General features: G+C 58.4%; 15 protein-coding genes. 3 read left to right on the top strand and 12 right to left on the bottom strand.

Features of this window, described 5'->3' with window-relative positions:
- Positions 1-73: 73 nt before the first annotated feature.
- The 5 genes from WA225_RS07570 to puuE all read right to left on the bottom strand — a co-directional run bounded on the left by WA225_RS07570 (position 74) and on the right by puuE (position 4618).
- Positions 74-1390 carry a urate hydroxylase PuuD gene (locus tag WA225_RS07570; RefSeq protein WP_422607462.1) on the bottom strand — a complete coding sequence of 439 codons (1317 nt, stop codon included), beginning with the start codon at positions 1388-1390 and terminating at the stop codon, positions 74-76.
- A gap of 51 nt (positions 1391-1441) precedes the next feature.
- Complete coding sequence (locus WA225_RS07565; protein ID WP_034151759.1) at positions 1442-1945, bottom strand: ureidoglycolate lyase; 504 nt, start codon at positions 1943-1945, stop codon at positions 1442-1444.
- Positions 1946-2096: 151 nt separating this feature from the next.
- Positions 2097-3092 carry an allantoicase gene (alc, locus tag WA225_RS07560; protein ID WP_008080896.1) on the bottom strand — a complete coding sequence of 332 codons (996 nt, stop codon included), beginning with the start codon at positions 3090-3092 and terminating at the stop codon, positions 2097-2099.
- Positions 3093-3179: 87 nt separating this feature from the next.
- Positions 3180-3695, bottom strand: coding sequence for a 2-oxo-4-hydroxy-4-carboxy-5-ureidoimidazoline decarboxylase (uraD, locus tag WA225_RS07555; RefSeq protein ID WP_008080897.1), 516 nt, complete (start codon positions 3693-3695; stop codon positions 3180-3182).
- Positions 3692-4618 (bottom strand): allantoinase PuuE, encoded by a 927-nt coding sequence (gene puuE, locus WA225_RS07550; RefSeq protein ID WP_034151757.1) that lies wholly within the window; start codon positions 4616-4618, stop codon positions 3692-3694. The genes uraD and puuE overlap by 4 nt, the downstream gene beginning before the upstream one ends.
- A gap of 152 nt (positions 4619-4770) precedes the next feature.
- Between puuE and WA225_RS07545 the strand changes: the two genes are divergently transcribed.
- The gene (locus WA225_RS07545; RefSeq protein WP_422607461.1) at positions 4771-4986 is read left to right on the top strand and encodes a hypothetical protein; all 216 of its coding nucleotides are present in this window, start codon (positions 4771-4773) and stop codon (positions 4984-4986) included.
- A 52-nt stretch (positions 4987-5038) separates the two neighbouring features.
- Positions 5039-5392: a hydroxyisourate hydrolase gene (gene uraH, locus WA225_RS07540; RefSeq protein WP_003223171.1), complete on the top strand. Its 354-nt coding sequence runs from the start codon at positions 5039-5041 to the stop codon at positions 5390-5392.
- Between the two features lie 110 nt (positions 5393-5502).
- Here uraH and WA225_RS07535 read toward each other — a convergent pair whose 3' ends face one another.
- From WA225_RS07535 to WA225_RS07505, 7 genes are all read right to left on the bottom strand, one after another.
- Positions 5503-9051 (bottom strand): calcium-binding protein, encoded by a 3549-nt coding sequence (locus tag WA225_RS07535; protein WP_422607460.1) that lies wholly within the window; start codon positions 9049-9051, stop codon positions 5503-5505.
- Positions 9052-9297: 246 nt separating this feature from the next.
- Positions 9298-11217 carry a hypothetical protein gene (locus WA225_RS07530; RefSeq protein ID WP_422607459.1) on the bottom strand — a complete coding sequence of 640 codons (1920 nt, stop codon included), beginning with the start codon at positions 11215-11217 and terminating at the stop codon, positions 9298-9300.
- A 109-nt stretch (positions 11218-11326) separates the two neighbouring features.
- Positions 11327-13186, bottom strand: coding sequence for a hypothetical protein (locus tag WA225_RS07525; RefSeq protein ID WP_422607458.1), 1860 nt, complete (start codon positions 13184-13186; stop codon positions 11327-11329).
- A gap of 66 nt (positions 13187-13252) precedes the next feature.
- Positions 13253-14953: a hypothetical protein gene (locus WA225_RS07520; protein WP_422607457.1), complete on the bottom strand. Its 1701-nt coding sequence runs from the start codon at positions 14951-14953 to the stop codon at positions 13253-13255.
- Between the two features lie 267 nt (positions 14954-15220).
- Positions 15221-15850 carry a LysE family translocator gene (locus WA225_RS07515; RefSeq protein ID WP_422607456.1) on the bottom strand — a complete coding sequence of 210 codons (630 nt, stop codon included), beginning with the start codon at positions 15848-15850 and terminating at the stop codon, positions 15221-15223.
- 90 nt (positions 15851-15940) lie between these two features.
- Positions 15941-17290 (bottom strand): NCS2 family permease, encoded by a 1350-nt coding sequence (locus WA225_RS07510; RefSeq protein WP_064118632.1) that lies wholly within the window; start codon positions 17288-17290, stop codon positions 15941-15943.
- A 298-nt stretch (positions 17291-17588) separates the two neighbouring features.
- Entirely contained in the window at positions 17589-18035 is a 447-nt protein-coding gene (locus WA225_RS07505) for a MarR family winged helix-turn-helix transcriptional regulator (RefSeq protein WP_422607455.1), read from the bottom strand.
- An 82-nt stretch (positions 18036-18117) separates the two neighbouring features.
- Here WA225_RS07505 and WA225_RS07500 point away from each other — a divergent pair, with 82 nt between their 5' ends.
- Complete coding sequence (locus tag WA225_RS07500; protein WP_422607454.1) at positions 18118-19284, top strand: PLP-dependent aminotransferase family protein; 1167 nt, start codon at positions 18118-18120, stop codon at positions 19282-19284.
- Positions 19285-19416: the final 132 nt, after the last annotated feature.

The following is a 19416-nucleotide window of genomic DNA, read 5'->3' as shown; positions in this document are numbered from 1 at the left end:
GCTGGCAAGCCAGCTCCCACACAGGCACTGCAGAACCCTGTGGGAGCTGGCTTGCCAGCGATGCTTTTACTGCTTAGTTGGTCTGTGCTCCCTGGGCGATCCATGCACCGATCAGGTCACGTTCCTGCTGGGTCATCTGCGTGATGTTGCCCAGTGGCATGATCTGCGAGGTGATGGCTTGCGCCTGGATGCGTGCCGCGTTCTGGCGGATCTGCTCGGGGGTGTCGAACATCACACCCGCTGGCGCTGCGCTGAACAACGGGCTGGTCGGTTTGGCCGAGTGGCAAACCGCGCAGCGTTCTTGAATCACGCTGTGCACTTTGTCAAAGCCAGGACCTGCATTGGCGGCTTGCGCCGGTGCTGCGGCAGGTGCCGCTGCAGGAGCTGCCGGTGCCGCCGCGTCAGCCGGTTTCGCGCCACCGCCCAGTGCCGTCTCCGGCAGCGGTTGGTACTCGATTTTGGCTGGCGTCTTGGCCACTTCCGGCGCGGTCGACATCGGTGCAGGACCGGTGACGTACGCCAGGGTGATCATGCCCACCGCTGCCACTGGCAGGGTCCAGGCAAACTTGTGGCTGTCGTGACGGGTGTTGAAGTAGTGACGCACCAACACCGCCAACACCGCGATCCCGGCCAGGATCAACCAGTTGTACTGGCTGCCATAGGTGCTCGGGAAGTGGTTGCTGATCATGATGAACAGCACCGGCAGGGTGAAGTAGTTGTTGTGACGTGAACGCAGCAGGCCTTTGGCCGGCAGCGCCGGGTCCGGCGTACGGTTCTCGGCAATCGCCGCCACCAGTGCGCGTTGCGCCGGCATGATGATGCGGAACACGTTACCGACCATGATGGTGCCGATGATCGCGCCGACGTGCAGGTACGCACCACGACCGCTGAACACTTTGCTGAAGCCATACGCCGCGCCAATGATCAGCACGAACAGAATGAAGCCCAGCAGAGCAGGGCGTTTGCCCAAGGCCGAGTCGCACAGGAAGGAGTAGATGAACCAGCCGAGGAACAGCGAGCCGATACCGATGGCCACGCCTTCAGGGCCGCTCAGTGTGCTGCCGGGGGCCAGCAGGTAGAGCGTTGGGTTGGAGTAGAACACCACGCACAGCAGCGCGATACCCGACATCCAGGTGAAGTAGGCTTCCCATTTGAACCAGTGCAGGTTCTCCGGCATCGCCGGCGGGGCCAGTTTGTATTTTTCCAGGTGATAGATACCGCCACCGTGGATCGCCCACAGGTCACCGGCCAGGCCGGTTTTCGGGTTGACGCGGTTGAGGTTGTTCTCCAGCCAGACGAAGTAGAACGACGCGCCGATCCAGGCCACGCCAGTAATCATGTGAACCCAGCGGATGCTCAGGTTCAGCCATTCCAACAGATGTGCTTCCACAGTCTTTACCTCTCGCCTGTCACTCTTGTTGTCGAGTGATCAGACCTTCTCTTATTGGTGGGGGGCGAGGATCAAACGCTCATCCTCTTTGAAAAAATGCTCATCGCAGTTATTGCCTGTGCCACTGCGATCAACCACCAGGAAGTCATCCCGCTTTTCGATCGTCAGCACCGGATGGTGCCAAACGCCGCGATGGTAATTAATGCCCTGCCTGCCGTTGGTGACGAAGGCGCGGACCAAGCCTGATACAGGTTCATCGCCAACGGGCGCGACCACGATCAGAAAGGGGTTGCCGAGCAGCGGAATGAAAGCCTGGCTGCCCAGCGGATGGCGTTCCAGCATGCAAACGGTCAGCGGCATGTCCTGCGCGTCGGCGCGGAAGATGCTGATGATCGCGTTGTCCTCAGGCTGAGCGGTTTCGACCGTCGCCAGTTTATGGAAGCGCATGGTCGAACCGTTGTTGATCATGAAGTGATCGCTGCCGTCGGTTTCGATCACGTCACCGAAAGGGGCGAAGGCTTCTTTGCTCAGCGGTTCAATCGTTAGTGTGCGCATGCTGTTCTTCTTATCCGAATTCTGTGTTGAGTGATCGTTCCCACGCTCCGCGTGGGAATGCAACCCGTGACGCTCCGCGTCACATCCAAAGCGGACGCAGAGCGTCCAGTGATGCATTCCCACGCAGAGCGTGGGAACGATCATTGCGGTGTTATTTAGCGACCTTGCCCAATACACGCAGGCGGCTCACACCACCATCCGGGAACACGTTCAGGCGGATGTGGGTGATCGGGCCCAGTGCCTTGATCTGCTCGACGAAGGTGTGTTCGGCGTGCATTTCCAGCTTCTGGCTTGGCAGCAGATCGCGCCAGAACAGCGACTGGGTTTCGATCTGGCTGTCAGTACCGCCTTTCACGAACGCGCCCTGGATCGAGCAGGTGTCCGGGTAGTTGCCTTTGAAGTGCAGGGTGTCGACGACGATCTTCTCGATCTCGCCCGGATGACCCAGCGCGACGATCACCCAGTCATTGCCCGGCGTGCGACGACGTGCGGTTTCCCAGCCATCGCCCATGTTGATGCCACGGCCCGGGTTGAGGATGTTGCTCATGCGGCCGAAGTGTTCGTCGGAGCAGGCGAGGGCGCGGCCACCGTTCAGGGCTGCAGCCAGATCGACTTGCTCGTTGTCGCCAACCGCCGACCAGTCGCGATGCGGCACACCGTACACGCGCAGACGGGCCACACCGCCGTCCGGGTAGATGTTGAAGCGCAGGTGGCTGAACGCTTGGTCGTTGCTGATTTCGTGGTAGTGGTGGCTGTTGCCCTGCAGCTCTACGGCCGACAGTACTTCAGTCCACTGGGTGTTTTCGTCAGGCTCGCCCGACGCCAGGAAGCACGCTTCCAGAGAGGCCGATGGCGGGAAGTTGCCGGTGAAGAATGAAGTGTCGATGTCCACGCCTTTGATCGAACCCGGTACGCCCAGACGGATCACTGCGCTGTCGAAGCCTTCGAAGCGCTTGCGGCGCGATTCCCAGCCGTCCATCCACTTGCCGTTGTCATCGAACACGCCCTCCTTCCATACGGCCGGGGTCGGTTGGAACAGACGATTGGCGTCTGCGAACCAGTCATCGGTGACCGAGATGATTTTGGTGCCCAGACGGGCATCGGCCAGGTTGACGAATTTTTCGAAAGGTACGGCGTAAGCTTTCATTCTTCTTGTCTGCCTTTAAATAAGTGGCTGGGGATGCTTGCGAGGCCCTGGGCATTCTCCGCGTCTGACATGCTCGGGCCAGGCTTGCTAAAGAGTCAGTAAACGGAACAGGGCGATCTTGTTGATCTCCGCCAGCGCGCATTTGAATTCGGTGTCTTGCGAATTGTGAATGCGCGTTTCGAACGCCGCGAGGATCTGATGCCGGTTGCTGCCTTTTACCGCCATGATGAAGGGAAACTTGAACTTGGCTTTGTAGGCGTCGTTCAGCTCGGTGAAGCGCTGGAACTCTTCGGCCGTGCATTGGTGAATACCGGCGCCAGCTTGTTCATTGGTGCTGGCTTCGGTCAGTTGGCCCTGGACGGCCGCTTTGCCGGCCAGGTCCGGGTGAGCGTTGATCAGTGCCAGTTGACTGGCGTGATCGGCGCTCAACAGGATGTCGCTCATGCGCTGGTGCAGGGTTTCGATCTCGTCGATCGAAGCGTCCACGCCCAGGTCGTAAGCCTTCTCGGCCACCCATGGCGAATGTTCGTAGATGTCGGCGAAAGCTTTGACGAAAGCGTCGCGGCTCAGGGTCGACGGTTGCAGGGTTTGAAAGCGGCTCATTTGGCGGCCCCTTGGTACGGCTGGGTTTCATGCCAGTGACGCGCGATGTCGACGCGACGGCTGAACCACACTTGTTCATGACTTTTGGCGTATTCGATAAAGCGTTTGAGCGAAGCGATGCGACCCGGACGGCCGATCAGGCGGCAGTGCAGACCGATCGAGAGCATCTTCGGTGCTTCAGCGCCTTCGGCGTAGAGCACGTCGAACGCGTCTTTGAGGTATTCGAAAAAGTCGTCACCCTTGTTGAAACCCTGCACTTGCGTGAAGCGCATGTCGTTGGTGTCGAGGGTGTACGGGATCACCAGATGCGGCTTGCCGGTCGGGTTGTTCGGTTCCCAGTAGGGCAGGTCGTCGTCGTAGGTGTCGCAGTCGTAGAGGAAACCACCTTCTTCCATGACCAGGCGGCGGGTGTTCGGGCCAGTGCGGCCGGTGTACCAGCCCAGTGGACGCTCGCCGGTGATTTCGGTGAGGATGCGGATCGCTTCGAGCATGTGCTCGCGTTCCTGCGCTTCGTCCATGTACTGATAGTCGATCCAGCGGTAGCCGTGGCTGCAGATTTCGTGGCCGGCATCGACCATCGCGCGGATCACGTCCGGGTGGCGCTGAGCGGCCATCGCAACGGCGAAGATGGTCAGCGGAATGTCGAACTCCTTGAACAGTTTCAGGATCCGCCAGACGCCGGCACGGCTGCCATACTCGTAAAGCGATTCCATGCTCATGTTGCGCGCGCCTTGCAGCGGCTGAGCGGCAACCATTTCGGACAGGAAGGCTTCGGATTCTTTGTCGCCGTGCAAAATGTTGCGCTCGCCGCCTTCTTCGTAATTGAGTACGAACGACAGGGCGATGCGGGCATTGCCCGGCCAGTGTGGGTGAGGAGGGTTACTGCCGTAACCGATCAGGTCGCGTGGGTAGTCAGCGCTCACTGCAGTCTTCCTTCTTATTCGTTGACAGATGGGTGTGGCGGCCTGGCAGGCTGGCGTCACAGCGATGGGCTGATTGTATACAACTTTATTCGCAATTTGTAAGCCTGAATTTTCGCATTTTTCACCGACTGTCATCTTTTACTGTTAATGGCGTGAGCCTGCAAGAAACCTGCCTGACCAGTCAGCTAATGGATAGGAGGTTCAATGCACAGGCGCTTGGCTGGCAGATCGGGGCTAAAGTGCCGAATGGCGGGGGTGAGCTGAAAAATGTCGTTTTTATTGTGTACAATTTTTTTGAAAAGTGTCTTAATCAGTCGCTCGCCGCAACTTTTCGTGCTCCGAATCGGTGCGGTCTCCTTTTCAACTGACTTCGGGAGGCGCGAAGTCTGACTGCTCCATGCAGGCAGGCGCGCAGAATCAATGGGACGTTTGACAACACACGTTTTGGACGCTGCACACGGTTGCCCGGGCAGTTCGATCAAGGTCGAGCTGTACCGCGTTGAAGGTTCGCACCTGGAATTGGTCGCCAGTGCGATTACCAACAGCGATGGCCGGGTCGATGCACCGCTGCTGCAAGGCGATGATTATCGCACCGGCGTTTATCAGGTTCAGTTCCACGCGGGTGATTACTACCGCGCCCGTGGCGTGCAGTTGCCGGAACCGGCATTCCTGGACGTGGTTGTGCTGCGCTTCGGCATCTCTGCCGAGCAGGATCACTACCACGTGCCATTGCTGATTTCGCCTTACAGCTATTCCACGTACCGGGGCAGCTGACCCCCAAGCAGCTGCCCCCACCGGGAAGCGACTGCGCATATAGCTTCTTTGGTCTTTCGCCCGCTCACACTGCGGGCTTTTTTTTTGCCGCGACGCGTATTGGCCGACGGTTAATTGTCCGGCAGCTCAGGCTTTGGCGGAAGCAGAGGATCGTGCTCGCAACGGCCATAGACTGTCAGTTGAGCCATGTCTATCGCGCGCGACTTGTTACTGTCCAGGATCCACTTGCGGTTCGGCAGGCTGTATTTCAGCCTTCCTCGGGTACCGTCGCTCATTGCGATGTAGCGCACGTCGAGCTCACTTTGCGCAACGGCAGAAAATGCCTCGGGCAAGTCCGTATCCTCGGCGCTGGGTGGCTCGAAGTAGCGGGCGTCAAGGCCGCTGACATAAATGGTGTCGAAAGAAAGATCCACGGTGTGCACCACGCCTCTTGGCCCAATGACAAAAATCTGGTCGATCAGGTCCTCGGCCCCGTACTCGGGTAAATGAACGGTGACCGTGCCGATGCGCAGTTGATTCTCCACCAGTTCGAGTTTGAATTCTCCCAGCTGTCGGGCGTCGAGTTCCCAGGTGGACGAGTTATCCAATCGGCTGCTCGCCGTGGCCAGGCCACCGGGTGTCGAGATCCGCAAGACCCTGTTCTCGAGTAAATGCACCAGATAAGTAGCGCCCACACCTTTAAAGTCAGCGATTCTGGTCTGTGCGATAGAAGGCACTTTGGAGCAAGAGGAAAGGCTGTCCAGTGCGACATTTTCCTCAGGTAATTCATAAACTGCATTGGTGAACGTGCGAATCGGGAAACGAAAGGCGTGGCTGGTCAGAGTATTGGCGATGACGCTGTGTTTATAGTGCGCCGGAGGCAGGGCGTATTCCTTTTCCAGGATGAGTGTGTGGGAGATTCCATCACGGAAGACCAGCATGTAACCGTGCATGGAGATATTCGCGGCCAGTTTTTTCAGGGCCTCATCCAGGGTTGTTTCTGCATATTGGCCCACCCCGACGATCTGCAACAGTTTCTTGCCGAAGTAAAACAGGAAGTCGCAGGACACATTGACCTTGTCTTTGTCCGCCGCTGCGTTCATTTTCACCGCTGGTGTCGTCGCGAAGGCGGCATGCGCGCTGGTCAATTCGGAAAAGTCGTAGTCTAGAAACAGACGCGTACCGTGGACAGGATCGGGATGGCGTTCAGTGATCAATTGAGTGTGCGGGTGGACTCGCTGGATGTAATGGTTTGTGGTTTTGCCAGTAGGGATTTTGCACACTTTTTCGTGGACGATGATGGTGTCTTCAGGGTGTCCAGGCTTGATGATCTCTGCGTTCACTTCAAGTGGGTCGTAATGTTCAATGCGTTCAGGCAAGTCGGCCTTCAAGTGATAGCCGTCCTTGGTGATGATCGTCAGTTTGTTATTGATCAACTGACGGTGTTCAGCGGATTTTTCATACACTTTGTCGATGGTGACGATGCTTCTACGGCCATAATGGAAATCGAACTTCAGTTTTATCTGAAGGCGATACATGCTCACCGTCCAGCTCTCAATCTGATCCATTCTCCAGCCCAGCGATATATAGCTTTCGTCAACGCCGTCTTCGCAAATGAGTACAGAGCCGGCGGTCAACGCGACGTAATAAGAATCTGCTCCAGACTCACCGAATGCCGTTGCATTGTTGTTGAACAAATAAATCTTGTCGTCACCGCTGCCGGCATGGATGGTGTCGGCGCCCATCGAAGTGATCCTGTTGGGTTGATCTGTACCCGTAACAACACTTTTACCGTCTTTGAGCGTCTGAACATTTTCAATACTTTCGAGCAGTGTCTTGAACGCATAACTCTCGCCATCGTCAACCAACGGATCCGGGTGCAGCGAGTAGACTTGCAGCGTGCCCGCGGCAAGATCAATGTCATAGCCGCGGCCCGTCGCCGAGTGTGATTGCTTGCCTTCCAGCATCAAGGTATCGCTGCCTGCACCGCCCTTCAGTCGTGAGAATTCTGCATTTTCGACATAGGCGTAGAGCCCGTCCGCGGCATTTTGCGCAACGAACGTGTCATCGTGATCACCCCCGGTCAGGTTCTTTATGCCTTCTCCGTAATAAAAGGTATTAGGCTTTTTCTCGACGCCAGTGACCGTGTCCTTGCCGTCACCGAGCAGCCACAGAATGCCCTTGTTTTCCCCCGGCGTTCCCAGTACGGCACCGGGTGTTTGCGCCGTGACGCCGTCTCGCGCATCAATCGTATCGTCAAGTCCCACGACCTCAGGCACATAGACGATCGGTTGGGATTCCAGGCCCCACCAGTGTTTTACCGGTTCACGTCGTTTCTTCAGGCGGTCGATGTAGTTCCCGTGCACGACGGCCTCAACGTTGTCCTTCTGGGTCTCGTCGAGCAGTTTTCTGGCCGTTGTCTTCAGTCGTCTGGCGGTCTCGATTTTCGCTTTGGCCAGTTCATAGCGGTGCTTGACGTCTTGATCGATGTCAATCAACGGCACAAACGAAAACCAACCGGTGCGCCAGCGTTCTTCAACGGTCAGCTCAATGTAGTCGTCGATCTCATCGACCATGCGCACTGCGCCGTAGACCTGCGAGCCGATCGCCATCAGCGCGCCCGCAGCCAGGCCGACCGGGCCGGCAAAGGAGAAACCGGCCATGGCTGCGCTCCCCAGAATCACGGTCATGGCGGCACTCGCGATGTTCAAGCCGCCGCTGACGTAGTGATCCATTGCCTCTTTGCCCATCTTGTTGCCAGCGGCGTTGAATTCTCTGACGGCACTGTAGATGTCGAACGGCAATGTCAGAGCCCCACCGATTAATCCGCCGGAGCGCCCCAGCCTGATGCCGTAGCGGGTCTTGTTGAAATCCTTCAAGGCGCCACTACCGGCCTCGATCATGCGCTGGCCGACCTTGGTGACGGCGACGTCGGTGACAATCGAAGCCACCTCGGTGCCGATCCCGATGCTGTTAAAGATGATTTCATCCTTGTCGTTCTTTTTCACCGCATCGTAGATACCGCGAATGCCCATGAATATTCCAAAGGCCTGGATACCGACACTTGCACCGACCATGGAATGGTTTTTGATAATGATCCAGCCAGGGCTGCTGGTATTTTTTTGATAGGCCGGACGCAGGTCAAGCTGTTGGGCGGAGTTGAGCAGACGCGAGAGTTTTTTCGCGTATCCGCTTTGCTCGACGGTCACGCTGGCGACTTCCCTGACCACCGGCGGGGCCGTGGGTGGACGCAGGCTGGCCATCTCGAACAACAGCGAGGGCAGTAAGTAGTCATCCCCTAACGAGGAAACTTTCATGCGCCTCTCGATCTCGGGATAACTGAATTGCAGGGCGTTGACGAAGGCTCGGCTGGGTGTCCGAAAGTGGGTGTTATGGCCGGTCAACGGTTGGCCATCAATTGTTGCGCCCAACGCATCGAGGGCGCGGCGCGTCACGGTGTACGGGCCGATTTTCATGGGGCCGTAGAGTTCGTCGAGCAGCCTGAGCTGGCCGGGTTTGCGTTTGCCTTCAGCGGCCAGGGTGGTTGCGCTTTCATCGACGGTTGCCGCTTCGAAGTCGAGCGTCGAAGCGGTGTGTTCATTGGCATGAACACCGATATCGGATACTTCGATGAATTCACTCTGGGGGAAAGTTTTTTCAACAGCTATTAACTTTGACATTTGAACTTCCTTGTTCGATAAGCTTTGCTGCTTGCCGTAGGTGTTTCTGATTGTGGGTAACGTTGCCAGTTTTAAAAGTTGTCACAGGCCCGCTGCAGCGGAAAACTATACTGTCGCAGCCAGCATTGTTATCGTCCTCGACAGCGGGTGATTGTGCACCGTTGCACAGGCGCGGAATTGTTATTTGTATGACAGCAAGTTAAGCATTACTAATTGTTTATTAATGTCGAAGCCCGGCGGTTGTATTCAATGTTCCTTGATAATAAATAGCGTCGGTTGCCCCAGTGCATCCGTTTGAACGCCACCCAGCAAGTTAATGATGGTGTTGGTCTCTCTGGCACGCGGCAATGTTGGCTGTTGTGCGCTGGACCGCAGTTGCAACAACAAGTCACCCACTGCGGGAGTCGGTACTGTGGGGCGCGTCAGTCTGCCGTCAACGAGCGCCGGAAGTTTCAGTATGAACAGCGCATCGAGTGTTTCGCGGTGAAACAGCAGCGCGTCGCTGGCAAACGGATGCAGTGCGGCAATCACCGCATAACCATCGTCGACCAGCACTTTGCTGAACAGCGTTCGCAACGCATCAGGCGTCGGCGCGGTGGCATAGTCATTCCAGTGGTGAGGGAAACGCCCGGGATCCAGATCAAGCCGCTGCAGACCTTCGCCCAGCATCGCGGGAATGGCAACTGAAGCGCCATGGCCGAGGCCTTGTTCGTCGGCGAGGCTGCGCAGCATCAACAACGGGTCGGCCGTGTCACTGCGCGGTGTCCACCGGACATTCCTGTCCAGCCAGTAACGGAAAGTCTGGTTGATGATCGCCAGACCATGCGCATTGATGACCTGCGACCTGTTGGCATGATTGAACATGGCTCTGGCCAGTGAATTGACCGATTGGTCTGACAGGTATCTGAAGGTTCTTGAAATGTATTGCGTGATGGGCATTTCGAAAGGAACGCGCCACTCCAGCACGATCCATCGATTATCTTTTTTCACCGCCCATTTCGGCTGCAATGACGGATTGTCCCTGAGCATGAATTCGAAGGCGTCATACAAGGCCGGTGAAAACAATGGATGTTGTAAATAGACCAGCCGGGAATTGTCTTTCAGCGTCTGCGGCACAATCCGGTAATGCAGGCCGTCTATCTTGATGTGTTGGCCCAGTGACGGTCGCAGCGTTTTGCCCCAGTTTCGCCACATCCCGAACGACAGGTTAAGGGCCTGCGGGTTGGCTGAAAGCAGGCTTTCGGTCAACGAGTGGCTATCGCTGGCATCGTCTTCCAGACGAGTTCGTTTACTTGGGCCTGGCGTGGGTTCGTCGATTTCGCTTGCCGGGCGACGCCTGTCTTGCTGCGCAGCTTCTTGCAGGGGAAGGGGCTCCCGGGTTTTATGGCGCCAGAGTCTGCTGTGCGCAATCGGCTCAAAATAAACATCCGGCGAGTTACTCGCCGCCGCGAACGCTTGCTGATATTCCCCGGCGGCATTTTTTCGCACCATGACGGTTCCCTCCGCCGTATCCACATACGTTTTGCGGTGTTTGTCGTAGCGGATGCCGTCCGGCGTCGCGGCCGCCGGGGTGAGCCGTGCGGCATCCGCCGGGGCGAGGTACGTGGGCGCTTCCGGTCGCGGCGGATCACCCACTGCAGTGTGTAGCGGGTCGCTCACCAGACCTTGAGTCAGCCACGCCGGCCGTTCGATTTTCCAGGTCGGCTGACGCTCCGATTTGCTCAGAAAAGGACCGGGCAACTGCGGTGAAAAACCGAAGGGTATCTGATAGCGGCCATCGTTCTGGCGCTCAACGAGAATATGACCTTCACCTTCGACATGGGCATACAACTGGCCATCCGGGCTGGTAAACAGGTCACCGTCCAGGCCGTAGGGTTGTAACAGGTGCACGCGGTCGGCAGGCCAGGTCAGGGCGTGCGCAATGCTCATCACGGTCAGCGGACGGGCACCCGGAATTTCGCTGACCAGCACAGAGGACGGGTGTGCGCTGGCGCCTGGCGCACCTTGCGCAGAAGGGGGAGATGTTTGCGGATCGTCGATCAATCCAGGGGCAAAGTGCTCGACATTCAACAGATGCCTTTCAGGTGCGCTCGGTGTCGGGGTTCTGCTGCTGGGGGAGGTGTCGGGCGATGTTACGCCGGACACCGTCTTCGGTGGTTTGGCCATTGATAGATGCTCGATAATTGAAAGTAATCGGGTCGGTACTGCGCGATGCAGTGCTGAAGACCGGGCCAGAGACTGGCCGCAGTCTGGATCGACATTTCGCGCCGACTGTTCAGCCTTCTCTCACGATGAAGAGCAGGACGTGTTCGGCCGCGAGTTTCTGAGTGCCGCCCAGTAAAAAGATGACCTTCCCGGGCTCGAGCATGTGTTTCCACGTCGATTTCTCGATCTCGGCACGCAAGGCCGGGATAGCGGACTCGGTATGGGCATCGAGGGGACGAAGCACGGTGCCATCGGCACTGGCGGGGCGAATTCGCAGGAGGAAGACGCAATCCAGGCCTTTGCGTTCGAACAGCAACGTGTCTTCGCTGAACAGGCGGCTGGTGCGGTCGACGGTATAACCGTTGTGTTCCAGAAGGTTGCTGAACACGCTGCGCAGGCTGACGCCCGGTGTATTCAGCGCGGCGCTCCACTGTTGATTGAAACGGCGGGTATCGAAGTCGATCCGCCGCAGCATTGGGTCATCGGGTGAGGGAAGGGCAAGCAGGCGTGCAGATGAAGCGCCGTCAGCGTGCGTCGGCAGGACTGGAAGCATCATCAACGGATCGGCCAAGTCGCGTGCAGGGGCTTGCGAAGTGCTGCGGTTTTCCCAGTGATAGAACGTATCGAACAGGACGCGCAGGCCATCGCCATTGATATCGCTGCCGGCGTTTGCGCGGTTGAATACCGCTCTGGCGATCGCGCTGGAGGATTGCTCCGTCAACAACTGGTAGAACCGGGCGACGTAGCGGGTCAGCGGGATTTCAAACGGGCGCTGTTCCATCACGGTCCATGTGTCATCGACTTTGACCACCCACTTCGGTTGCAGGGCGGGGATGTTGTCCAGCATCTGCTCAAAGCCGTCGAATCCATTCGGCTTGAACAGCGGATTTTGCAGATGAACAAGGTGGGTATCGGCACTGACGGTTTGAGGCACGATGAGGTAATGACGTCCCCCCATTGCTATTGAGTCGCCCGACGTCGGCCGGGTGGTCGTTCCCCAGTTCACCCATTCGCCGATTGTGGTCTCTGCGCCATGCGGTTTGTGATCCTCTGCCAGGCGGGCACGTTTGCTCGGGCCGGGTGTGGCTTCGGGCGGTTCGCCCGCCTGCGGCTGGCGCTGCGAGACGTCAGACAGGCGCTTGGGGGCGGGCTGCGCGATGCGCCACAGGGTATTGCCTGGAACCTGCTCGACCACTGTCACGGGCAGATTTCGTTGACGGCTGGAGCTCAGTTGGTAACGACCGTCTGGACGTTTGCGCACCTGATAGGTCGCACCGTCTTGCATGTCGATGTATACGGCGCCGAGTGAGTCGAAGCGAAAGCCTTCACTGGAGTCGCGCGCAGCGGTCAGCCAGCGGGCCTGGGTTTCCAGCAGGGGCGGCGGCAATGCGGGCAGGGCCGCCGCCAACGGATGGCCAGCGTCCGCCGCTTTTTCTGCCGGGCCTGGACCGACGGTGCGCCAGTGGGGTTGACCCTCGGTCCGCGTCAACAGCGGGCCCGGCTCACCGAGCGCGGCCGGCCAGTAGATCCGATAACCGCCATCGTGCTGGCGTTCAACCTGAAAATAACCTTCGCCGCTGATGTGCGCGTAGGTATCGCCCTGAGGGCTGGTGAACAATCCAGTGTCTGGGTCTTGTGCGGTCAAAAGATGCAGGCGTTCGTCGGGCCAGGTGATCGCCTTCAGATAGGTGTGCAGCATCGCACTGATGGTGTCAGGCATGTGGCTGACGGTCACCGAGGGCGACGCAACGATTGCGCCTTGTTGCGCTGGCGTCGCGACCGTCTCGGTGGGGTGATTGAACGTCAGTACCGGGTCGGGGCTTCCCGTGTGCGTACGATTGACGGCCACCTCATCCGGCGAAAGCTTCGGACTGTTCGGCGTGGTCTCCGGTGAGGTGGTGAATTGTGTGGTCTTGGGTGGTTTAGCCATGGGTAGTCTCCGGCAAGGTTCCAGGCCCCGTGCGGGGCGGTTTCGAGGTGATGCCCATCACGGCGTTCATCCTTCTCGAACCATGAACAGCGTCGGAGTTTCTGTGGCCGACTGTTGTACGCCACCGACCAGATAGATCACTTGGTTTTTCGCCAGCGCGTTGTTGAGTGTTTTTTTCCCAGACGCCGTGAGTCTGTTCTGGAAGTCTGCGCGGGTGAGTTCTGAGCCGGGGAGGGTGTTGCGCGGTACGCTGTCACCGCTGATGCGTGGGAGTTTCAAGACGAATATCGCGGCAACGCCTGGCCGGTGAAAGATCAATGCGCCTTCCTGGTGCTGCCGTGTCACCGGGTGAATGCGATAACCCTCATGGAACAGGACGGCGGTAAACATATTACGCAGGCTGGCACCGGTCGGTGTCGCGGCATAGGGCGCCCATTCGACCGGAAAGCGCTGTGGATCGAAGTCCAGACGTTGCAAGGTTGGCGAGCCGCGTGGGGGCAGCGGTAGCAGCCCGCCGTCTAGCAGGTTGTCGGGTTGTGTCGGCAGTTTGGGCAACATCACCAGCGGGTCGGCGAGACTGTGCCGGGGAATCCCGCCGATGAGCCGGTCTTTCCAGTTACGAAATATCAGCGCCATCAGCGAGAGGCCGTGAGCGTCGAGCGTGTCAGGTCGCCTGACCTGATTGAACACCGAGCGGGCGATGGCATGGGCAGAGACGTCCGACAGATATCTGAACGCGCTGGCCACGTATTGGCTCGGGGACATTTCAAACGGTAAATGATTGTCCAGCACCCGCCATTGGTCATCCCGTTTCAATGCCCATTTCGGCTGCCGTGCAGGTTCATGGCGCAACATTTGTTCGAAGGCGTCGAAGTGGTCGGGCGCAAATCCCGGGTGCTGCAAATAGACCAGGCCGGTATCGGGGCGCAGGCCTTGAGGCACGATCAGGTAGTGTTTTGCGTCGATCTCGATGGACTCGCCACGCGCAGGCCTGGTGGTTCTTCCCCAGTTTTTCCAATGCCCGGCGGACAAGTCCAGCGCGCTATTCTGCTGGGTCAGCAGGTTTACCAGCAGGGATTCTGCCGGGGCCGTCGCATCGTCATCAGGTGCCAGACGCGGCCGTTTATTCACGATCTCGATCACTTCAGGCGAATCGTCGGACAGGGGATCTCTTTGTACTGCCGGGCGTTTTTTGCCAGAGTCGGTCGGCGGGCGCTGACGCCACAGCTGAGTGCCGGGAATCTGTTCAACCCAGGCGCCAGAGGGGCTCGATTCGTGGGCGTGGGTTTGCTGGTAGCCGTCTGCACCTTTGCGCACCATGACCATGCCATCTGCCATTTCGACATAGGCCTTTTTGTGCTTGTCGTAGCGGATACCTTCCGGGGTGACGGCGGTGCTTTTCAACCGGTTGGCCGCTTCGGCATCAATGAAAACCGGACGTGCCGGTCGGTCGCTGACGGCCTCGTCGATAGCCGGCGTCCGAGTGTTTAGCGAGGTGTCCTGCGTAGCCGCCGCTGTCACGGTATCGCGTGCAGAAGAAGGGTTATGCGAGTCAGGCATTTGGCTGACGATAACGCTGACATTTGGCTCGATGGTTCGCGGCAAGGCAGCCGCTGAAGGGGTGGCGGCTAATGGATCCGTGCCCGTCGAGAGCGGATGTCCGACGTCGCCAAGGGTTTGTCGGAAGTCATCTTGTGAGGATCTAGTGCTTGCCGTCGGCACCTCGGATGACGGCGAGCCAGGAATTTTCTTCGGCGGTTTTGCCATGGTTTTGCTCCGATGAATTGCAGATTCAGGAATCTGAAACGCACCCGGTGATCAAGGCGAAACTTCGATGGGGCTGAGGGGCCACAACGCAGTTGCCTGATTCGGGCTTCAAGGGAGTGATGGTCGGTAAAAGACCGAGGCCGCGTGCGGTATATATACCTTGGGCCGAAGACAAACGATGCAAGACGTTACGGCGCCTTGAGGCGTGAGGACCTCAAGGCTGCGCGTAACGGTGCCTGCGAGTTCAGGTGCGACTGTGCAAACGACTCAGTGGCTGCTGAGCAAAGACGCCGCACCTGCGCCACCGAACAAACCGGCACTGATCCGGTTGAACCAGCTCTGGCCTTTACCGCTGCGCAGATAACGCGCGGCACCGTGGGCGCCCAGTCCATAGGCCAGCTTGCAGAGCAGATCGAGCACCGTCCAGGTCGCGATCATCACCAGCAGCTGCGGGAGGAACGGCTGTTCGGCGCTGATAAACTGCGGCAGAAAAGCGGCAAAAAACAGGATGTCTTTCGGGTTGCTCGCGCCCAGCACGAAGGCGCGGCCGAACAGCGTACGGAAGCGTGGCACCGGCGCTGCTTGCGGCACTTCGGCGCCGACCGCGGGCTGACGCGATTGCTGCCAGCTCTGCCAGGCGAGGTAGAACAGGTACAGGGCGCCGACGATTTTCAGAGCGCTAAAGAGTTTTTCCGACGCGAGCAGCAATGCACCGAGCCCCAGGGCCGAGGCGCTGAGCAGGCAGATCGACGCGCTGACGCCACCGAGAAAGGCCGGGTAAGAACGGCGCAGGCCGTAGTTCAGACTGTTGCTGATCATCAGCAATGACAGTGGCCCCGGAATAAGGATCACCACCAGTGCCGCGCCGCTGAACAGCAGCCAGGTTTCCAGACTCATCACTTTCCTCCTTTTTTTGTTGTACTCAAGAATGTGCAAAAGCCCCACCCGCGAGGGTGAGGCTGTTTTGACGCTTGAACCGCGTGACGCTTACAAGAAGATGAACTTGGCGATGAAGATCGCGCAGAGCACCCACAGGCTGACGGAAATCTCTTTGTATTTACCGGTGCCGGCCTTCAGCGCGACGTAGGTAATGAAGCCCAGCGCGATGCCATCGGCGACCGAAAAGGTCAGTGGCATCATGATCGCGGTGACGATGGCCGGGATCGCGTCAGTGGCTTCGTCCCACTCGATGTGGGCCATGCCGCCCATCATCAGCATCGCTACGTAGATCAGCGCACCGGCGGTGGCGTAAGCGGGAATCATGCCGGCCAGCGGTGCGAAAAACATCGCCGCTATAAATAGCACACCTACGGTCACTGCGGTAAGACCAGTCCGACCACCAGCGGCCACGCCGGCAGCACTTTCCACATAGCTTGTTACTGGAGGGACACCGACCACGGCGCCGAATACGCTGGAGGCACTGTCGGCTTTCATCGCGCGGGAAAGATTTTCGATACGGCCGTCAGCGTTGACCAGATTGGCGCGCTGGGCGACGCCCATCAAGGTGCCGGCGGTGTCGAACATGTGCACAAAGAGGAAGGCCAGGACCACGCTGATCATGCTGACGTTGAACACGCCGGCAACGTTCATGGCCATGAAGGTCGGTGCCAGGCTCGGCGGGGTCGACATGATCCCTTCGTAATGCACGATGCCCAGACCCCAACCGGCGAGGGTGACGGTGATGATGCTGATGAGGATCGCGCCGAAGACTTTGTGATAGCTGAGGATCGCGATCATCAGGAAGCAGATGGCCGCGAGCAGCGGACCAGGTTCGCGCAGGGAGCCGAGTTTGATCAGGGTCGCCGGGCTGTCGACGACGATACCCGCGGTTTTCAGACCGATCAGGCCGAGAAACAGACCGACACCGGCACCCATCGCAAAGCGCAGGCTGACCGGAATACTGTTGAGCAGCCACTCACGAATGCGCGAGAAGGTCAGGATCATAAACAACACACCGGAGACAAACACCGCACCGAGCGCGGTTTCCCAGTTGTAGCCCATGGTGCCGACCACGGTGTAGGTGAAGAACGCGTTGAGGCCCATGCCCGGCGCCAGACCCACCGGCCAGTTGGCGTACAGGCCCATCAACAGGCAGCCCAGTGCAGCGGCGATACAGGTCGCGACGAAGGCTGCACCGTGGTCAATCCCGGCATCGGCCATGATGTTCGGGTTGACGAAGATGATGTAAGCCATGGTGATGAAGGTTGTCAGACCGGCAATCAGCTCGGTCTTCACCGTGGTGCCATGCAAGCTGAGTTTAAACAGACGTTCCAGCAAGCCACTGCGTAATGGCGGCGAGAGTTCCAGCGTCGATGCTTCGGATTTGCGGCTTTCCACAGCGAGTACTCCTCAAGAGTTTTATTGTTATTTCCAGGGCCGGACCCATGAGGGGTGGCAGCGGCCCTTTGAGGCGAACGCGAATTTGTTGACCATGCGGTCAGGAACTCGCACGCTGTGGATTATGCTTTTGTGTACAAATAAAGCAAATATTGTTTTTGGTTTTGTTTACGAAAGTTCCGTCGATAGCGATATATCGCCTCTGCGTGCCCCATCGCTGGCAAGCCAGCTCCCACATTGATCCATGGCGTACACAAAACCTGTGGGAGCTGGCTTGCCAGCGATGAGGCCCGAACAATCAATCGAGATGTATCTGACTGTTCCCCAACGCCATATTCACCGCCAACCAGCCATTCACCGCCGCCTCCCCAGCCTCGGCAAACACTCGCTCCAGCAATTTCACCTGCTCACGGCGCAACGCCTGTTCAAACTTTGCGCCGTCCGCCGTCAGTTCCAGCAGACGCTTACGCTTGTCAGCCTCGGACGCCACGCTGTCGACCAGATGCATTTCCTGCAACTGCCGCAATGGCATGTTCAGCGCCTGTTTGCTCACCCCGAGCAATTCCAGCAGTTCCTTCACGCTCAAATTCGGATAGCGCGCGATGAAAAACACAATGCGCTGATGCACCCGCGACAGGCCGCGACGTTCAAGCATTTCATCAGCCTTGGCAGTGAACGCCTGATAGCCGAAGAAAAACGCTTCCATCGCCTGCTGCTGACTGGAGGGGTTTTTAAGGTCAAGCATGTTGACGTACTCGCTCAAGCTGTCGTAATTTCAGTCAACCAGTTTGACTCATTTTAAACCACCCTTGCTACCGGTGACCGCCATGGCTTTTTCCGAACGTGTCTCGCGCCTTAAAAGTTCTTTGATCCGTGAAATCCTCGCCGCTGCCCAGCGCCCGGAAGTGATGTCGTTCGCTGGCGGCTTGCCCGCCGAAGCCATGTTGCCGAAAGTCGAATGGGCCGACATGCCGTTGGCGCTCGGCCAATACGGCATGAGCGAAGGCGAACCGGCATTGCGTGAGGCGCTGGCGGCGGAGGCGAGGGCGCTTGGCCTTGAATGCGAGGCGAGTCAGGTGCTGGTGGTCAGCGGTTCGCAGCAAACCCTCGATCTGGCGGCCAAGCTGTACATCGACAAGGGCACGGAAATTCTCCTGGAGGCGCCGACCTATCTCGCCGCGCTGCAAATCTTCCAGCTGTTCGGCGCTGATTGCCTGACCGTGCCGCAAGAGTCCGACGGCCCGAACCTGGCGCAATTGCGCATTCGTCTGGAGCAGCATCGTCCGGCGTTCATCTACTTGATCCCGACCTTCCAGAACCCGTCAGCCGTGCGCTACAGCGAAGCCAAACGCGCGGCGGTGGCGGCATTGCTCGATGAATTCGGCGTCACCCTGATCGAAGACGAACCCTACCGCGAACTGACGTTCGACGGCGGCAGCGCCAAACCGATTGCCGGGCGTCTGAAGAAGGCGAACTGGATCTACACCGGCACCGTGTCGAAAACCTTGCTGCCGGGTTTGCGCGTCGGCTACCTGATCGCCAGCCCGGACCTGTTCCCGCACCTGCTCAAGCTCAAGCAATCGGCGGATCTGCACACCAACCGCATCGGCCAGTGGCAGGCGTTGCAGTGGATCGGTACCGAGAAATATCAGCAGCATTTGAGTGAATTACGCGGCTTCTATCGACAGCGGCGCGATGCCTTTCAAACGGCGCTGGAAACCCACTTTGCCGATCTGGCCGAGTGGAACATGCCGCAGGGCGGGCTGTTTTTCTGGCTGACGTTGAAGCAGCCGCTGGATACGCGAACGTTGCTTAACGAGGCGTTGGCCAATGATGTGGCGTTTATGCCGGGGGAGCCGTTCTTTCCGGATCCGGATAACAACCTTGGGCATTTGCGCTTGAATTTCAGCCACATCGATCCGGCCCGGCTGGATGAAGGATTGAAGCGATTGGCGGCGGTGGTGCGCCAGGCGCTGCTGGAAAAGGCGGCGTGAAAACAAATAAACCGGCTCAAGGGCCGGTTTGTTTTTGTCTGGAATTTGCGGTGTCTGTGCGGGCCTCATCGCTGGCAAGCCAGCTCCCACAGGTTTTGTGAACGCCACAGAACCTTGTGGGAGCTGGCTTGC

The organism is Pseudomonas sp. (assembly GCF_049300855.1).
Lineage (GTDB): Bacteria > Pseudomonadota > Gammaproteobacteria > Pseudomonadales > Pseudomonadaceae > Aquipseudomonas.
This window is presented reverse-complemented; position numbering and strand designations above follow the sequence as displayed.